This is a genomic window from Shewanella benthica KT99 (assembly GCF_000172075.1).
Classification (GTDB): domain Bacteria; phylum Pseudomonadota; class Gammaproteobacteria; order Enterobacterales; family Shewanellaceae; genus Shewanella; species Shewanella benthica_A.
The window spans coordinates 99121-115601 of the sequence record NZ_ABIC01000005.1 but is presented as its reverse complement, the minus strand read 5'-3'; the positions used below and the strand labels follow the sequence as shown (position 1 = coordinate 115601).

Annotated in this window: 13 protein-coding genes and 2 pseudogenes; 4 read left to right on the top strand and 11 right to left on the bottom strand. The window is 45.6% G+C overall.

The window, feature by feature from the left end:
• Window positions 1-21: 21 nt before the first annotated feature.
• The 3 genes and pseudogenes from KT99_RS03420 to KT99_RS03410 form a co-directional block, all read right to left on the bottom strand.
• Window positions 22-1359, bottom strand: a complete 1338-nt coding sequence (locus tag KT99_RS03420; protein ID WP_100067606.1) for a BamA/TamA family outer membrane protein — start codon at window positions 1357-1359, stop codon at window positions 22-24.
• A gap of 101 nt (window positions 1360-1460) precedes the next feature.
• Window positions 1461-1655, bottom strand: a pseudogene (locus KT99_RS03415) (endonuclease/exonuclease/phosphatase family protein); the annotation flags it as partial.
• 19 nt (window positions 1656-1674) lie between these two features.
• A complete protein-coding gene (locus KT99_RS03410; protein WP_005497060.1) occupies window positions 1675-2772 on the bottom strand; it encodes an endonuclease/exonuclease/phosphatase family protein in 1098 nt (365 codons plus the stop codon).
• A gap of 245 nt (window positions 2773-3017) precedes the next feature.
• Here KT99_RS03410 and KT99_RS03405 point away from each other — a divergent pair, with 245 nt between their 5' ends.
• On the top strand, window positions 3018-4313 hold the full coding sequence (locus KT99_RS03405; RefSeq protein WP_050774307.1) for a lipopolysaccharide biosynthesis protein: 1296 nt from the start codon (window positions 3018-3020) through the stop codon (window positions 4311-4313).
• Window position 4314: 1 nt separating this feature from the next.
• On the opposite strand, the gene KT99_RS21905 is transcribed toward KT99_RS03405, so the two are convergent.
• From KT99_RS21905 to KT99_RS03395, 3 genes are all read right to left on the bottom strand, one after another.
• On the bottom strand, window positions 4315-4461 hold the full coding sequence (locus KT99_RS21905) for a hypothetical protein (protein WP_005497057.1): 147 nt from the start codon (window positions 4459-4461) through the stop codon (window positions 4315-4317).
• 8 nt (window positions 4462-4469) lie between these two features.
• Window positions 4470-5303 carry a hypothetical protein gene (locus KT99_RS03400; RefSeq protein ID WP_005497055.1) on the bottom strand — a complete coding sequence of 278 codons (834 nt, stop codon included), beginning with the start codon at window positions 5301-5303 and terminating at the stop codon, window positions 4470-4472.
• A gap of 389 nt (window positions 5304-5692) precedes the next feature.
• Window positions 5693-7327, bottom strand: a complete 1635-nt coding sequence (locus KT99_RS03395; RefSeq protein ID WP_005497053.1) for a CHASE domain-containing protein — start codon at window positions 7325-7327, stop codon at window positions 5693-5695.
• A gap of 604 nt (window positions 7328-7931) precedes the next feature.
• Between KT99_RS03395 and KT99_RS03390 the strand changes: the two are divergent.
• Window positions 7932-8129 (top strand): annotated as a pseudogene (locus tag KT99_RS03390) (thiol:disulfide interchange protein); the annotation flags it as partial.
• A gap of 45 nt (window positions 8130-8174) precedes the next feature.
• Here KT99_RS03390 and KT99_RS03385 read toward each other — a convergent pair.
• The 5 genes from KT99_RS03385 to KT99_RS03365 form a co-directional block, all read right to left on the bottom strand.
• The gene (locus KT99_RS03385; protein ID WP_005497049.1) at window positions 8175-8711 is read right to left on the bottom strand and encodes a cytochrome b/b6 domain-containing protein; all 537 of its coding nucleotides are present in this window, start codon (window positions 8709-8711) and stop codon (window positions 8175-8177) included.
• A 42-nt stretch (window positions 8712-8753) separates the two neighbouring features.
• Window positions 8754-9281, bottom strand: coding sequence for a menaquinone-dependent protoporphyrinogen IX dehydrogenase (gene hemG / locus KT99_RS03380; RefSeq protein WP_005497047.1), 528 nt, complete (start codon window positions 9279-9281; stop codon window positions 8754-8756).
• Window positions 9282-9546: 265 nt separating this feature from the next.
• On the bottom strand, window positions 9547-11169 hold the full coding sequence (locus KT99_RS03375; protein ID WP_040571570.1) for a di-heme oxidoredictase family protein: 1623 nt from the start codon (window positions 11167-11169) through the stop codon (window positions 9547-9549).
• Window positions 11170-11323: 154 nt separating this feature from the next.
• Complete coding sequence (locus KT99_RS03370) at window positions 11324-12478, bottom strand: imelysin family protein (protein ID WP_040571553.1); 1155 nt, start codon at window positions 12476-12478, stop codon at window positions 11324-11326.
• 32 nt (window positions 12479-12510) lie between these two features.
• Window positions 12511-13896, bottom strand: coding sequence for a hypothetical protein (locus tag KT99_RS03365; protein WP_005497041.1), 1386 nt, complete (start codon window positions 13894-13896; stop codon window positions 12511-12513).
• 426 nt (window positions 13897-14322) lie between these two features.
• Between KT99_RS03365 and KT99_RS03360 the strand changes: the two genes are divergently transcribed.
• On the top strand, window positions 14323-15519 hold the full coding sequence (locus KT99_RS03360; protein WP_420038528.1) for an MFS transporter: 1197 nt from the start codon (window positions 14323-14325) through the stop codon (window positions 15517-15519).
• 54 nt (window positions 15520-15573) lie between these two features.
• A complete protein-coding gene (locus KT99_RS03355) occupies window positions 15574-16407 on the top strand; it encodes a TIGR03899 family protein (protein WP_005497036.1) in 834 nt (277 codons plus the stop codon).
• The last annotated feature ends 74 nt before the right edge of the window (window positions 16408-16481 follow it).

Genomic DNA, 16481 nt, shown 5'->3' with positions numbered 1-16481 from the left:
CATTAAATATCCTTATAAGAGTTAGAACGGATGATCGACCATCACCCAAGTGTTGCTACCCTCATCTGAAACCGCAATATCAGTCCTCACGACCAGGCCCGCAGCGAGAAAACGTAAAGAAAAACCTGCGTCATATTTAAGGTCTGTTAACAGCTCACTGGCAGTATATTGCGCACCCACTCTGCCGGCCTCGACAAAGCCCACCAATTGAAACCAATCAATCTTGAGAAACTTGAGCCAATTCACATCTTCGATGGGGTTATATTTAAGGGTATATCGATACTCTGCAGAACCGTAGATGGCTGCCTTATCGTGGAAACGATTCTGATCGAAACCACGCATGCGATAGAAGCCGCCTAAGGTTGCCGCCTCATTATAAGGGGCATTATTCACCACTCTCTTACCACCCAGACCGTCATACTCCAGTTCCCAGGAGGGTGAGTATCCGCTCCAGAAATTTAACGCCAGAATTCTCTGATGAGCATAATCTGACTCGCCGAAGGAGAAATACTTGCTCATGTCTAAGTTTAAAAATGTCCACTGATTGTCTGAATCGAGCCAGGCAGCATCATGGAAAATAGAGAAATATTGGCTACTGCCTCTGGAGGGATTAATAGAGAAGTCGGTATTGTCATGCAAGATCCCCAGCTCTATAGCGTGGATGGAGCCATCGGACTCCCCCTGTTCGAATTCGAAACTCTGGTAACGATTAAACTGGCGCAATACCATTATAGTCGCCCCATGTTCCAGGGGATTCCAATCCCCTCCCCCACTAGGCTCAGAAATTAACAGGCCATCTTTAAGCTGGTACTTCACCGAGCCTTTATCGGCTGTAGCTCCTATGGGGAGAGCATACTCAAGTTTGATATCGAACCAATTCGACGAGCCATCGGCTTCGAGAAACTGAGTATTGTCCGAGTCATTACTCCCAGGAAGTGGTGTATTCGCAGGAATAAAGTCTCGAGTGCCACCGGCATAGGCGCGCTGTTTAGGATAGTAGCCCATCATGCCGTAGACACTTAAATAAAAACGCTCTGTATTTGGCAGCAGGAAGTTCCAGACACCGCCGCCGGCCGCCTGGCTGACATCACCGCCAAATATTGTCCCGCCTATGGTCATTTGATCTTGATAGTAACCATTGAGCATGCCACCGACACCGATATTCAGCCCCATGGACTCTGAACTGAAGGGATAAGGTAAGACTAAGCTCTCCTGCACTCGGTTGGCCGATTCGGTGCGATTAACCGATGTTTTCACATTGGCCGCCGGGGCGGCTAAAATGGAAGCACTGAATAGCAGACCGCAGAAGGCCGCAACAGAAAATGAGACAGAACAGGATAAAAAGGGGATTTGCTTCATAGGAGTCGGTTCCATTAGCCTATAAAACTGAACACTTTTAGGCCATTAGTAAAAACATCTCAAGCACGTTATCAAAATAGCAACAAAACCGCAGCACTTACTCATTCTCTGATAGCAAGAGTGATCATCACGGGGGCATGATCGGTGCTCTGGCTGTCGTGCTCAAAGCTGGGATTGATCAAATGGCGGTCATAAGTTTCATAGCGACCGACCTCAGCCAGACTCAAATCATTTTTGGCATCAAACTCACTCGAGAGCAAGATGTAATCCAGCACCGATCCTTTAGCAAAATAATAACGAAACCGCAGCACCTGCTCACTCTCTGATAGCAATAGTGATCATCACGGGGGCATGATCGGTGCTCTGGCTGTCGTGCTCAAAGCTGGGATTGATCAAATGGCGGTCATAAGTTTCATAGCGACCGACCTCAGCCAGACTCAAATCATTTTTGGCATCAAACTCACTCGAGAGCAAGATGTAATCCAGCACCGAGCCTTGAGCAAAATAATAATGAGTCGCAGGCCTGGCCTGTTCCGATAAGCTATATTGACTCGCTTGGTATAGATCATAGGAATCTTGTAAACGATAAAATCCTAACTGATGGGCTATATCCCCCATGGCCCCCTGACTCATATCGGCTTGGGGCTTGATGCGGGTATCGACTGAGGTTAGTGCTGCAAGCACGCCATCGCTCAAAATATCATTAAAATCCCCCATCAATATCATAGGATTTTGTGTCTGACTTCGACGTTCGACCATAGCATATCGAAGCAGCGCAGCTTCGCTGCCTCGCTGAACACTCGAGCCCCAACGCCCCAGCGCCTCTATGGCCAGTAATTGGCCGGTATTGAGTTCCGCACCTGCAGAACTTTTTCTAAAAGAGCTTGTCGCGGAATTAGCCTTGATATCCTGTGCATCGAACAGGGTGCGCTTAGACTTAAAGTGCACCACATAACAATCACACAAGCCAAGTTTAGGCAAGTCAACCGTAGCCCTAAGCGGTTTGCGACTAAATTCAAACTCACTCACTAGCCCCATCTGCGCCGCCCACTCTTTATCGACGCTAACCGAAACCGCTTCCTTGATCGGATAACGAGAAGCCAATGCAACGACTGGCTTGCTATAAATAAAATCGTCCATCACCTGAGGTGAGTCCAGCACGCTAAAATAGTCCAGGCCGCAAGCTTTAGTGAGAGTCTCCAGTTCATCTGGACTAAACACCTCCTGGAAAGCTATCACATCAGGCTGATGCTCATTAAGGTACTTAGCAATCCAGTTTAGCTTCTTCTGCCACTGTTCCTGAGTGTAAATATTGTCAAATTCATAGCAGGCATCGGGAGGCGCAATAAAATTAAACAGATTAAAGCTGGCTATCTTTAATTGATAATGGCTATCGGAAGACGTTGATAACAAGGCTGAACCTAAAAATAGCGAATTCTAATTAGAAGGTTATACCGAAAATAACTCGAAGGATAGTTTACATCCTAGCCTAGGGTAAATTATGACGGGTCAAGATAATCCCCGTCATGAGACCAACAACGAATATAAGTCACAGCTTTACTTAACTGCACTATGGTGACGCATATTATCGAGGTAGAATCATCTGCCGATTGAATAGTTAAACTTGCTTTCTCCTTTTCCCCTCAATCGGCAGGAGTATGATGCAAACCACAGCTATCGAACGAGTTAAGTCAGCTTTTATCGCCGGGCTTTGGGCAACCTTGGTCAGTATCACTATCGGCTTCGGCTTTAAAATTTGGCTAGCCCAATGGGTAGCCAAAGAAGATCTGGCTCTGTATCACACCAGCATAGATATCATCTCACTGTCGCTGATCTTGATGACTGGCTTTCGCTCCTCCATGGTGGTGAGCTACTCGCAAACACAGAATGATAAAGATATAACCAATATTTTTCGTTATAGCCTGATCACTATGGTATTGCTCACCTGGGGAGTTGTCTTACCTTATATCAAGCACACGTTACATATCCCAGTGGAGTACTTCCATTTGGTCGGTATCATCTTAGGCATGGGATTCAAGGTCTACTTTACCAATCAGATAGCCATGTACCGTATGTACAATATTTCCAACAAGGTGACTTGGATGGAACCCTTAACCCAGATCTTAGTCTTCTTTATCTGCTTCTATCTGTTAGGCCAAGCCGCCATTGCCTCGCTATTCATTTCCATGATGCTCTCCTCTCTCGCCATGGCTGCCTTTATGTTTATCAGCCGACGAAAACAGATAGCGACGACGCCTTTAGACTCGGTAAATATGGACTCTAGCCTAGTCAGCTTCGTGAAAAAAAGTTTTACCGCATCCCTGGAGGCGGGGGCTAGCATCTTGATGATCTACATTACCGTGCTACTCACAGTCGCTCACTTTAGCATCGAAGAGCTCGGAGACTTTCAGGTGGTTGTTAGGCCTGTGATTACCTATCTGACACTGCTGTTCGTTTTTCCTATCTATCGATTCGTGTTGCCTGAACTCACTGTATGTGTACGAAATTCTGACATCCAGCAAATTAAACAGATAAAAAAGTGGATTTATAAGCTGGCCGCCTTAGTCGGATCAGGCTTCTTCATTACTATGCTCCTATTCAGCCATGACATAGTCGCTTGGGTGTTCCCGCCTGAATACGCTCAGGCTGCACCTGTGCTAATGCACTTTTCAATGTTCTTCATCTTCATGATACTTAACGCCTATCAGCTAGCTTTTATTAAAGCCCACGGCTTATTTACCCAAAGCTTGATGATCAGAATCAGCGGCATTTTTGGACTAATAGTGAGCTACTATATTTATAGCAAGGTGACTGACAATGTTGTGGCGGTGATATTAGCCCTAGGTACCGGCTACCTCTTGATGTTTATCTTATCAAGCTTGGTAGAGAGACAGATCAACAGAAGAGCACATGGCAGTATGCCTGTGGAGCAGAAGATAAAACAACCAGATTAACTTAGTGACGGGGAAGGGGTGAGCCTTGAGCATCTATGACCATGCCCTCTTCATCTTTCTCGGCATAGACACAGACCCGGTTACATCCGGCATTCTTGGCTTGATATAGCGCTATATCTGCCTGAGCGATAAACGCCAAAATATTCATATCTGCTATTAAAAATCCCAGGGCATATCGATATAAACTCTAACTAAAGTATCTTTATCCCAAGGTAAGATCGGCAAATAATCAGCATCATCTACAGCCACTTTTGCATAGGGGTCAAGATTGTATTCGGTATGCTCTACACTCACCACAAACACACTGTCCTCTACCCAAGTATTAGCATCATAATTCAGGGCGACACTATAACGATTCTCCAGCCATTCACTGCCATCATTCCAATGCTGAATCTTGGCCGATAGCTCGAACGACGACCCCAAGGAGAATCGAGTATCTGCTGCGAGCGTATAAGCCCCGGTCTGATTTTGAAAATCACCTCGATCGTATCCACGCATTCTCGGCACATCATCATCAATTTCCAAAGAGTAGTATCCCGCCCCCACCTTAACTGCGGCAAAGAAATTTTTGGTATCATACTCATAGCCAATACCAGGAAACAATTTTAGCTGTTTCTCAACTGAACTAACGGTATTTCGCCTGCTACTCGCCTCTACTTCCCATTGAAATGCACTGTCAGGAGACAGGCGAAACAGCTCGCGCTTCACCATAAAGTTCGAACTGAACCAGATGGGAATATGATCGGGATCTAGCTTGTCTTTATCATGATCGACAAAAACATCTACAGAGCCGATCAATAAAATATTGGACTGTGTGAGATGAGCCAGTGCAAACGTCGCCCCAACACCTACAGTATGTGAGTCGGCTTGTTCGACTATAATATCGTGGGCACCAAAAGCGATACGCCAATCCAGTGCCTGAGCACTAAAAGTACTCGCTAAGGAGAGACACAGAACGGTGAAAATGAGTGTGCAATTTTTCAATGCCATTTTTTGATAACCTTACAATACCATTCCATATAAGTATCTGGTCAGTTCAGAGACTCTCAGTTTTTTCAATTCAAGGCACATTGATGAGGAAATGGTTATTCCCTTTCAAGCCAATGTAACACAGAAGTGGAAACACTGAGAGCCTCACGCAGTGCGGCTGATGTTTAAAGCAAAGGGCAAAGCCCTTTATGCTACGTTGAATGTTTTCGATATACGACTGCATGGATGCAGGAGCAATTATCGAGAGCAACGCAGGAGCTTGTTGCCGAGAATAACTATTAGCTTCAAACATTCGCCTTGCCTACAGTGCTTTGAACTCCCGCTGAATGATCAGATACTTACTCGGAATGGTATAATCTTGGCGAGCGAATCCAACACCGACAGGTTTATTACTTCTTCGGTGCTTTAAAGTCTATCACATCCCCCTTCTGCAGGATTAACGGCTCCTCGATGCATACTCTATTTTTTCCTAAGTCTTTGGCTAGATATAATAATTTATCTGCTTTCGCACTGAAAGCCAAAGGGTCGCTGTTCTGTGTGGGATTTGCGCTGATCACCCCAAGACTGATGGTCACATATTCAGAGACGCTCGACGGCTCATGGGGAATGTGTAATTTTTCAATAATCATTCGACACTTATCGGCCAAGAGTTCGGATTCATTGGTATTTGGCAGTAAAATAACGAACTCTTCACCACCATACCTAGCGACTAAGTCTGTGTTGCGGCTCATGGCACTCTGCAATGACTTGGCCACATCCCGCAAACATTGATCTCCGGCCAAATGTCCATAATGATCATTAAACTGTTTAAAGTTATCAATATCGATCATGATCAGGGAAAGTGAAGTATTACTTCTAACGGCTCTGTGCCATTCTTTTTCGAATTGCTCATCGAATTTGCGACGATTGGCAATTTGGGTCAACTCATCGGTATGGGATAATTCTTCTAGCTCCAATTTGGCTTCATTCAGTTCTTGGGTTCGCTGTTCTACTTCTACCTTGATTAAAAAACTACGTCGAATAACGGCAAAGGTATAAGCACCACAAAGCAGTGTGAATAAAATGCCGAAGGCACAACTAATAAAAGGCAATAAGCTTCTACGCTCTGCAATATAGCCAAGCATCGGAGTCGTCACTAATGTCCACTGTCGGCCTCCGAATCGACTCAAAGGTTTATTGTAAGTGAACTGAATCTGCGTCGTATTGAGAGATTGCTCGCTAGTATAACTGGAATAAAGTTGCTCGGCGGAGACTCCGGTATTATCAACCAAGGTTAAATTAATGCCTTGAGCGCCGGTGTATTTGATCGTTGTTTCGAACATATCTCCGATTCGATACACCCCTAGCACGAAGCCAAGCAACTTCTCTCGACGTTTAATTAACGTATTAGGCTCGCCTCGATAGATAGGCATAAAAATCAGAAATCCTTTCTGATTAGACGTTTCCTGTACTAAGGTGATGCTGGCCGTCGCCAATGAGAGGTCTAGATCCCGTGACTTCTTGAGAATTTGTTCTCGTTTAGGGTTTGATGCTAAGTCAAAACCGAAAGCCACCTCATTGCCTTCCATGGGTTCGACATAATAGACAGGAAAATACTCCTTTCGCTCAGTCGCTCGGATCATACTTCCCTGAAACTCACGCTCGGTGAATTCAAAATCTGGGTGAAGTTGTCTTCTGTGCTGCTCATATTTTTCGCGCTGGCCCAGGCTCACTCGAGGGATCCACTCTAATGCCTGTATATTTTGATGCCTAACCAAGAAGCTACTGGCCAGTTTTCTAAATTCACTTTCGGTCACATTATCTGAACTATTGTATAAGCCCTTGATCGCATAGAGCACTTCTAAATTAATCAGCAGCTCTCGTTCTAAGGCTGCCGCCTTATCATCAACATCTCGCCTAAAATCGGACTCAATGGCTAACGTCTCGTTTTGATAAAAACGGTATCCAATCCCGGCCGAGAGTATGATGCCTACCAGCATAAAAAACAGGACTAAGTAGCTAGAGACAATGCTCAAGGTGCGCATGATTAACTCTCTCTACTTAAATAGACCAGAGCGACAAAGAATGAAATAGGACCAAGTTGTGACAATATTTTACTCTGCTTTAAAAAAGAAAAGTTCTCAGGAGAATAAATAAGTTATATTAGTTAGTCCTTTTATGCAATTAACTCCCACCAGCAATCATCTAAAAACCGCAAGCAATGGTGCAAATTAGCCTAGATATGGCATCCAGATCGCCCTAATGGGGATGCTGCTCAATTTCGTAAAAGTTGTGAAACGTGACAAACTTTAACAGATAAACGTTAAAATATCCTCGAAACTCAAAGCTAGATCACAGTGTAAACACTAGTCCTATTAGTTAATTCAGTCATAATTAAGCTTTAGCTTTTATGCTGGATTCATTAGCTAGAGTATGGCATATCGATAGCTTGTTTTGTTCTTCAGGCAGAATTTCGATATTGAGTACCAGTCGGTATCAGCCAGCTTCAACCTATCACTTTTGAGGATAATCAATTGATTAAGCACATAGCATTAGCGTTAACTTTGGCTTTAGCCCCTTTAAGTAGTTTTGCTGCACAATTTGAAGAAGGTAAGCACTTCACTCAGATTGCCGAAACGGCAAGCGCTCAGCCAATATGATGCAATCGCCGACAGTAAAGTGGTAAATGACAAGATAGATTTATGGCGGGTTCAACAGAGACAGTTCCAAATTCAGAGTGTCCCGGCATTTGTTGTCAACGACAAATATGCGGTCAACATGAGCTCTATTCGAACTCTTAGTGAACTTATCGACCTCATTAATTACTTGGCAGTTGAGCGCAAGTAGATATAAGCCTAAGAAGCATCTAGAAACTAGGCGCTAGTTTCTAGATCAATTTCTGATGAAATCCAGTAGATGCAGACATGCACAGAAAACATGTACCAAGATAAACCCGATAAAACCTTTCACCAGCAGGATGTGATAACCGCGCCACACTAAAGCCTCGGTACTGCCTTGCAGAAAAAACCAGATCACGCCACTAAAGCCAACGCCAACTAAGAGTAATATCCCAATGCCTTCGATACAGCTAAACAGGCCACGCCCGCCAGCCACAGGTATTCTCCCTTTAACCAGCCCGGATAGATCTTTGCTGAGCTGAGAAAAGTCAGCCAGCAGCCAAGGAAACATCTGTCGCCACTGACCTCTCACGCAATGAGTGATCAGCATACTCACCGATAGCCCGGCAATGACTAACCCCAAATACACATGTAAATAATCCCATATTGAAGCACTGTTACGCAAACCTCGCCCCATAAAAATCCAGCCACTGGAGGATATTAAAAATACAGATAAGATAATAATACCGACATGTTGATAGTCGACCAGCTTAGTAAGCAGCCTACTTAAAACTGAAGAAGAATTAGCCATTAAAACCCCTGCTTATATAACTTTTACTTTCCCTAACGAACACTACAGCAGCTCGAGTTCCTTGACGAAAACATCGACTAACTGCCAATCCGTATACTCAATCTTAGTATTCACCGCCGTTGGCCCCTTGGTTATCCACATGATGAAGCGAATTATGCTCCTGTCTAACCAGTTATAGCCCTGATAATCCAGTTTCCCAGCAAACACCTTAACTAAATTAGGCCGCCATAGGGTCTTACTCAAGAAAGCCTGCATATAGGGGTTAGACTCGGGAGTATTCCTGCTGGCTTTTCGCGCGACTAAACTCACAGAGAAAAAGCTGCTAGATTTAGTTTCTAACGCCACAAGATGGGTGTCAATGAAATGATAAACTTCAGGGTTATGTTTGCCGTGGCGAATACTGGCTCCGATGATGATTTTATCGAAGCTGTCTAAATCAAATTGTTCTTCAAGGCTAGCTAGCCTAACTTCACAACCATAGTCACTAGCCCTTAGCTGACTGGCAATATATTCGCAAATTTTTCTGGTTTGGCCATGCACACTGGAATAAATAATCAAGATCTTGTTCACCAGCCCTCCAAGGTTTTCTCAACAGATCCAATACCAATATACTAATGTAAATATGTGGCTTTTTACTTGAAACAGATCACGAGGCACAGGGCTAAAGTCAGCGATACCTTTACCTGTATCACAAATTATTATCTTAGGTATCTAAAAATAGGTAGAGCAGAGAAGAATAGAGGTACAAATAAAAGCGGAGCAATGAACTTGCTCCGCCATGGATTTCAAACAATCGTATTTGAAACTATAGATTTAAACGTTAGCTAGTTAAGCTTTACAGCGACATCAGGAAGGCGATGACTTGATCTCGCTCCGCCTTAGTCAGTTCCATAAAGGCAACACGGCTATTTTCACCTTCGCCTCCATGCCACAATATCGCCTCCTCCAGAGTTGCGGCGCGGCCATCATGTAAGAAACCGGCCAGTGGGTTCACGGTCTGAGTCAAGCCTATGCCCCACAAGGAGCGGGTTCGCCACTCGTTGCCGTCAGCAAGAAAATCAGCACGGCCATCCGCTAGTTCTTCACCCATGTCATGTAACAACATATCGGTGAAAGGATAGATGGTCTGCCCCTTTAGCGCATCTATCATAGGTGCGCCGCCAATATCGCCGCTCGACTTAGTCACGAAGCTGGCCTTATGACAGCCTGTGCAGTTAACTTGCTCAAACAGGCGCGCGCCTTCACGAACATTAGCATCACCGACATTACGTCTGGCCGGCACAGCTAAGGTCTCGGCATAGAAGACCACAGAGTCACTAAACTCGGCACTCGCCTCAGGCTCTCCATTGACACCTTCACCGGTATCCACATAGCCGGTTCTGGCCAGATAGCTATCATGCAAGGCGGTGCCGACTACACTCTCGTCGGGAAACAGTGGGTTAGTGATGCCGATATCACCACGCAGTGCACCCAGAGATTGTACTCGTACGCTTGGGGTGTTGGCCTTCCAGCCAAAACGTCCCAGAGAAACCGGATGAGCGTCACCCGCACGTGCCTTTATTGCATCGAATACCAGGTTAGCCCGGCCGGAGATCTTGTCGCCATCGGCATCATTCTCATCCACCAAGGCCAGAATATCCGCCTCTGGAATCGCTTCAAGCAAACCTAGGCCAAATACAGGCATACCGTTACGCCAGCCCATCAAGACATCATCTTGGAGTAGGTCCGATGTCACGTTAGCACTAGTTAGGGTCTCACCCGGTGCATCATAGGGATTTTCTACTGCAAACAATGGCTGCTTCAATGTGATGCTTGAGCCATCAGGATAAGTCATCTCCTTAGTTTCATAGGAGAGGTACACATCCGCCTGGCCGCCAAACATATTATCTTGCCAATCTGAACGCGCCTTAAGCACGCCACGGTGGAATAACTGGCCGCCAAAATTAGGCACTGGAATTGGCGCGCAGTAATCATTTGCTGCCGTACCTTGAGTACATACTTCGGCAGGAGCCATACTGATACGTAAAAATAGCCCGGCTTCAGAGCCAAGCTTCATTCGTTCTTGTCCAGCAGGAACTAAAGGCGTCGAATTGCGGCCATCTCGTTGGTGACATGAGTTACAGTCGGTATTGTTAAACACCGGGCCCAGGCCATCGAGTTCTGGGTGTTCGACGTTTGGCGCCGTGGTGAAGGCAGTCTCAAAACTAAGATCCCCCTCAAGGTGATGCTCTAGACTGACAGCGGATAAATTAGGCGCGGGAGTCGAGAAACCATGGCCCGACTCGGAGGCATCGAAGGTGGTGGTGTCTCCGCCGCTGGCCTTGATATCGGTAAAGCTTGGGTATACTTTTTCTTCGGGTTTAGGTTCAGGGACATCATCTCCTGAGCCACCACAGGCAGTTAAGCCAAAGCAGATAGCGAGCGCTAAACTGGTATATTTATAGCGATTTAAATTCATCATCTTCATCCCACACTCATTTTACTTAAGCAGTATCGCTCTATCCTGAGCTGGATACTGCTAAAACAGGTCTAATACCAATTGGTATAGTAAAAAAGGAGGCCATTCCTGTGCCTCCTTTTTCTATCCAATCACATCGATATTAGATAGGGAGTTACACTTTCCAATTTTTAAGCAGAGGCAAAACTTCATCCGTGAGACTGGCCTGCAGCTTAGACAGAGCATCGATGGCAGTCTGGATTTTTACCCGACCGTCTGCATCTGCGATTGCCTGACGAAATGGCATGTTATTAGACCCCTTGATAGCCTGGATCTTGATGATGGCATCATCAATTTCACTGCCTACTCGAGCCGCAAGCGTCACATCGGCAGCCATAACGAAATCGACAATGCCTTGCTTGTCACTGGCACCCGTTAGCTCACCTTGATAGACATTGCGCACACCTATGATGTTATCGCTGAAATCTGTCAGTGAATTCCATGAGTACTGCGACTCAACCAGAGAAGTATCGGCTGTTGCGATCGATGTACCGAATGGATCGGCAATCTTACCATTGCCGACTTCATCCACGATTGCGATCATGCCGTTTACCAGCTCTTCAATCACACCGACTTGAGAAGCATAAATATTGTTCCACTCGGTTCCCGGGTTCTTAACAAATTCACCATAGGCATAGCTACCCGTTTGACCGTCATGACTTATCTGCCATGCATCATCCAGGGTCTTGGTATAGCTAAGAAACACTTCCGCCAGTCCCATCAGATATTCAGTTTCGGTCGTAGTTAGATCGGCAACAATTTTCTCGTTGTCGGCAACACCGTCACCGAACAGCAAGTATTCCATGGTGTGAAAACCTTGGATATCATCGTTCCAACCCTTGATGGTATCGGCATCGAAACCACCGGTATTATTGGCCAATACAGAGATCAGATCGACGGTGTTCAGTGGCCAGCTGTCCAAATGTGGGTCAATACTCAGAGAGTCGACAGGACCAAATATGTGTGACTCACCTTGCTCCCACGGCTGACGCGCCGCCTTCCAGGCGTCCTGTACAGCAAGCAGGTTTTCCTGAGTCTTGTTATTCACCAAAGTTTGAGTCGCTTGTAAGAGTTCATCACCTTTAATTGCCAGCGCCGAGTAACCACTGACAATCACATCGTCGGTCAAGTTAGTGATCATCTCAGTCGCGGCAAATTCAAACTGGTTATCGGTAGGCGGCGTTGTTGTATCATCGCTACCCGAACCGCCACATGCGGCGAGCGTAGAGATGAGTGCTATTGCGACTGCTGAATACTTAAGTTGTTTCATGTAAAGCTCCATTTTTACTTCATAATTAGGTGTTATAGAGAAAACTGGTAACCCACGCCCAGGGCGAAAAAATTAGTATCGGGAATTGAAGACACGGCGACTTGCTGACGTCCGGCTTCGGCCTTGATAACAATTTCAGGAATGGGGAAATAGTTAATGCCGATACTGGTCCAGGTATTCTCATAACGCTTAGACGCGGTGCCGGTATCGACATCGGCTAGCGGATTCGAGTAATCGATATTGGCAAAAATGGTAATGGGCATCGGAGTAAAATAGCTCAGATCCACACCAGCCTCGACGAAGAAGGCTTCAGACTCTGAGCCAACTTGAGCAAAAACCCCAGGTTTTAGACCCGGAGTGGTCTTGTTTGCCTGAGTGATTGCATCGGCATCGCTCAAGGTGCCATGCAGATACTGACCACGTAAGATCCAAGGTCCCTGTACGAAGGCGCCGGATATGGCCAAGATGCTGACCGTGCCATCACCGATAACCTTGTTGCTCTTATGGCGATTACCTGAGGTATTGCCATAGTAATAAGCGACGCCAACGGCGCTGCCTTGCTTGAAGTTGCCGTAATCCAGACGCAGTGCATAGGCAAGATTGTCGGCATTAATCTCCTCAAAGCGCTTCTGGTGGCCGGATGCTATCCAGTCATAGGTACGGAAATATTCGGAGTTTAGGCCACTGACAACCTGAGCTTGATAGTGAAAATTAGCCATTTCACCAAATATGCCGACACCCATCTCATTCCAGACGGCGGGTAACATGGCCGCCTCACTGCGGTGACGCAATACCGTCAGATATTGATCAGGCTTGTGTAAAATGCTTGATAAACCGATTGGCAGGTGGATATTACCGAACTTGACGCCGAATTCATCACTGGGACGATATCTCAGCTCAGCCTTCTCGATCATCACCTCACCACCGGCTTCGACTTCAGTTTCAAACTCACCGAACTCATCGAAACCATCATATTCAAGGGCCGTACCCGTGCCACCATGTTCGTACTCGATCTCGACTTCTATATCCCATTCATCGTTGAACTGGTAGCCGAACTCGGTGACTATGCGTTCGAGATCGAAACGGCCACGACGTTCTGGACTGGTATCCTGTACGTTCTGGTAATACTCATCGCTGGTGTAAGTCATGCTGCCGTATGACTTGAAAGAAAACTTGCTCCATTTACTTTCAGTTAACGCTTTTCTGGCAGTTGCAACCACTTCAGCCTGTTCTTCTTGCTGCTTTATTTGCATCTTTTGTTGGGCTGCTAACTCGGCGAGATCGTGTTTAAGCTTATTGAGTTCCGCTTCCTGTTTAGCAATTGCCAGCTCTAATTGAGCCGGGTCTGTTGCCGCCATGGCACTAGTACAGCTAAAGCCAGCTATACATAAAGCCAACAAACTTAACTTGGTTTTCATTTATCTCTCCGCACAAATTAACAGCATCACCTAAATTCGCGAACAAAGTACTACAAATAAAAATCATTTGCATTAGAATTTACACTTCGCTTTGCGACAGCATTTACAAGAAACTTACATTTGTAATGGCTAATATGAGTAATTTGTACTAGTGCAGATAATAATTTGAGGCGTTTCTACTCGATAGAGAGGCTAATTGCAGCCAGTTTTAGCGGAAACTAGATAGATGATGATAAGTAAAATGAACAAATAATCGCTAACCAATGGAGAAAAAACTCATGTAGACTCCTTGTTAAATTGCTCTCCCCTGAATAGTAAATCAACCGAATGGCCCTAGCTACCGATGTTGTGTTTCTATAACTCGCTATCAGATACGAGCTAAAGCTGACGTCCAGTACCCGCGCTTATTGTCATATGGAAGGCCTAATGAAACATAAAAACCCGCAGAGTCTCCTGCTTTGGATGACCTTTATCATGTCGCTGGTATTCGCCGTTTGGCAGGTACTGCTCAATAACTTCGTCATAGAGAAGGCGCAATTTACTGGTGTAGAAATAGGCATACTTCAGAGCTTGCGTGAGGTTCCAGGCTTCCTCGCCTTCACTGCCATATTCGTGCTATTACTCATCCGAGAACAAACCTTCGCCTTAGTCTCTCTGGCCGTTTTATCCATAGGCGTCGCGGTTAGCGGATTTTTCCCTCAGGTACTCGGCCTCTATATCACCACAGTACTCATGTCTGTGGGCTTTCATTACTTCGAAACCATAAATCAGTCGTTGACGCTACAGTGGATAGACAAAAAAGACACAGCAGAATTTCTCGGCAAAGCATTGGCTTGGCGCTCTGCCGCTGCGCTCTCGGGTTATGCCAGTATCTGGTTGGTGATGAGCTGGCTAGAACTCGATTATGTGTATATGTATGCCCTGATAGGCTGCTTGGGCTTGTTGATGGTACTGATCATCACCTTATACTTTCCTAAATTTGAAGTAGGTGAAGTGCAACATAAGAAGATCATTCTCAGGAAGAGATACTGGCTCTACTACTTGCTCACCTTCTTCGCCGGGGCCAGGCGGCAGATTTTTATGGTGTTCGCCGGCTTTATGATGGTGGAAAAATTCGGTTATAGCGTCAGTGAAATCACCAGTCTGTTTCTGATTAATTACGTCATTAATCTACTGTTTGCGCCAGCAATAGGTCGTTTTATCGGCCGGATCGGCGAACGCCGAGCACTCACCATCGAATACCTAGGCCTGATCATCATCTTTGTCAGCTATGCTTGGGTGCAGCAAGCCGAAATCGCGGCGGCCCTCTATGTTATCGATCATTTGTTATTCGCCATGGCGATCGCCATCAAGACCTATTTTCAGAAGATTGCCGATGGTAAAGATATTGCCTCCACCATGTCGGTAAGCTTCACTATTAATCATATTGCCGCCGTGGTGATCCCGGTTTTACTGGGTCTACTCTGGCTATATTCACCACAAGCTGTATTTTATATAGGGGCAGGCTTCGCGGTATGCTCCCTAGTGCTGGCCCGAAATATTCCTAACGCTCCGTCTCAGGGTAACGAAGTCAATTGGAGCTGGTCCAGAAAAAATGTTCAGCTCAGTAACCCAAGGCAATAAGCGCTAGATTCAAATAATAAGTACAAGACGTATGTATATTAAACTGGAATTGATATGGCCGAAATAGCGAAAATCAGCGAAGTGAAGTCAGCGCAATCTGATGTCTCTGCACGCAAGAAAGCACTCCTGTTAGGCCGTCAGCTTGGGTTAAGCAGTGAAGAGGGCTATCGGGCGAACACGGCCTCGGTCGCAGAGCGCGCAGAACACAGGCAGCGAAAGTTGATGAGCCAGTATCAAATCAATCTGGAAACCATCTATAAGATAGCCTTGAGCATCACGCCATCAGACGTAACCGGGTCCGATCTCGATCCCGACTGGTCACATCAGTTTTTTCAAATCGCAGAGCAGATACATAACCGAAAAATGCAGGAGTTATGGGGCAGAATTCTCGCCAATGAAATCACCAATCCAGGTAACTTTAGTCTAAGGACCCTGACAACACTGCAACAGTTAACTCACAAAGAAGCACAGATATTAGAGAAAGCCTTAGGCATGGCTGTGAAGGTCAATAACGAGACTCGTTTAAAGCTCATCATTGGCTATCGATATACGGGGGGCATTGGCCAGATATTCAGAAAATCATCACCCATTAATATTGGCTTATCAAATTTTGGCCTGCCTTATTCCAACATTCTCACCTTGATCGATGCGGGCATACTCCACCGAAGTGAATTTGAAACAGGCTTATTAAACAGCAAGACACCTATCCATTTTACCTTGTTCGATACTAAGATGAAACTGACCCCTAAAAGCGGCCATCTGTTAGTTAACTATTATCGTTTAACGCCGATTGGTGATGAACTCACCCAGCTTATTCACCCTAAACCTGACGGTGAATATACCAAGGCCATGAGGACTCTGTTCGCCAAAGACTTCAAGATAGAATAATACCATTCCATATAAGTATCCGGTCAGTTCAGATACTTACTCGGAATGGTATAAGCGTCTAGCGGCTGAAGCTA

Excerpts from the sequence above, each read along its gene's own strand:
- KT99_RS03420 (WP_100067606.1), bottom strand. The coding sequence starts at position 1,359 with ATGAAGCAAATCCCCTTTTTATCCTGTTCTGTCTCATTTTCTGTTGCG.
- KT99_RS03405 (WP_050774307.1), top strand. The coding sequence starts at position 3,018 with ATGATGCAAACCACAGCTATCGAACGAGTTAAGTCAGCTTTTATCGCC.
- KT99_RS21905 (WP_005497057.1), bottom strand. The coding sequence starts at position 4,461 with ATGAATATTTTGGCGTTTATCGCTCAGGCAGATATAGCGCTATATCAA.
- KT99_RS03400 (WP_005497055.1), bottom strand. The coding sequence starts at position 5,303 with ATGGCATTGAAAAATTGCACACTCATTTTCACCGTTCTGTGTCTCTCC.
- KT99_RS03395 (WP_005497053.1), bottom strand. The coding sequence starts at position 7,327 with ATGCGCACCTTGAGCATTGTCTCTAGCTACTTAGTCCTGTTTTTTATG.
- KT99_RS03385 (WP_005497049.1), bottom strand. The coding sequence starts at position 8,711 with ATGGCTAATTCTTCTTCAGTTTTAAGTAGGCTGCTTACTAAGCTGGTC.
- KT99_RS03375 (WP_040571570.1), bottom strand. The coding sequence starts at position 11,169 with ATGAATTTAAATCGCTATAAATATACCAGTTTAGCGCTCGCTATCTGC.
- KT99_RS03370 (WP_040571553.1), bottom strand. The coding sequence starts at position 12,478 with ATGAAACAACTTAAGTATTCAGCAGTCGCAATAGCACTCATCTCTACG.
- KT99_RS03365 (WP_005497041.1), bottom strand. The coding sequence starts at position 13,896 with ATGAAAACCAAGTTAAGTTTGTTGGCTTTATGTATAGCTGGCTTTAGC.
- KT99_RS03360 (WP_420038528.1), top strand. The coding sequence starts at position 14,323 with ATGAAACATAAAAACCCGCAGAGTCTCCTGCTTTGGATGACCTTTATC.
- KT99_RS03355 (WP_005497036.1), top strand. The coding sequence starts at position 15,574 with ATGGCCGAAATAGCGAAAATCAGCGAAGTGAAGTCAGCGCAATCTGAT.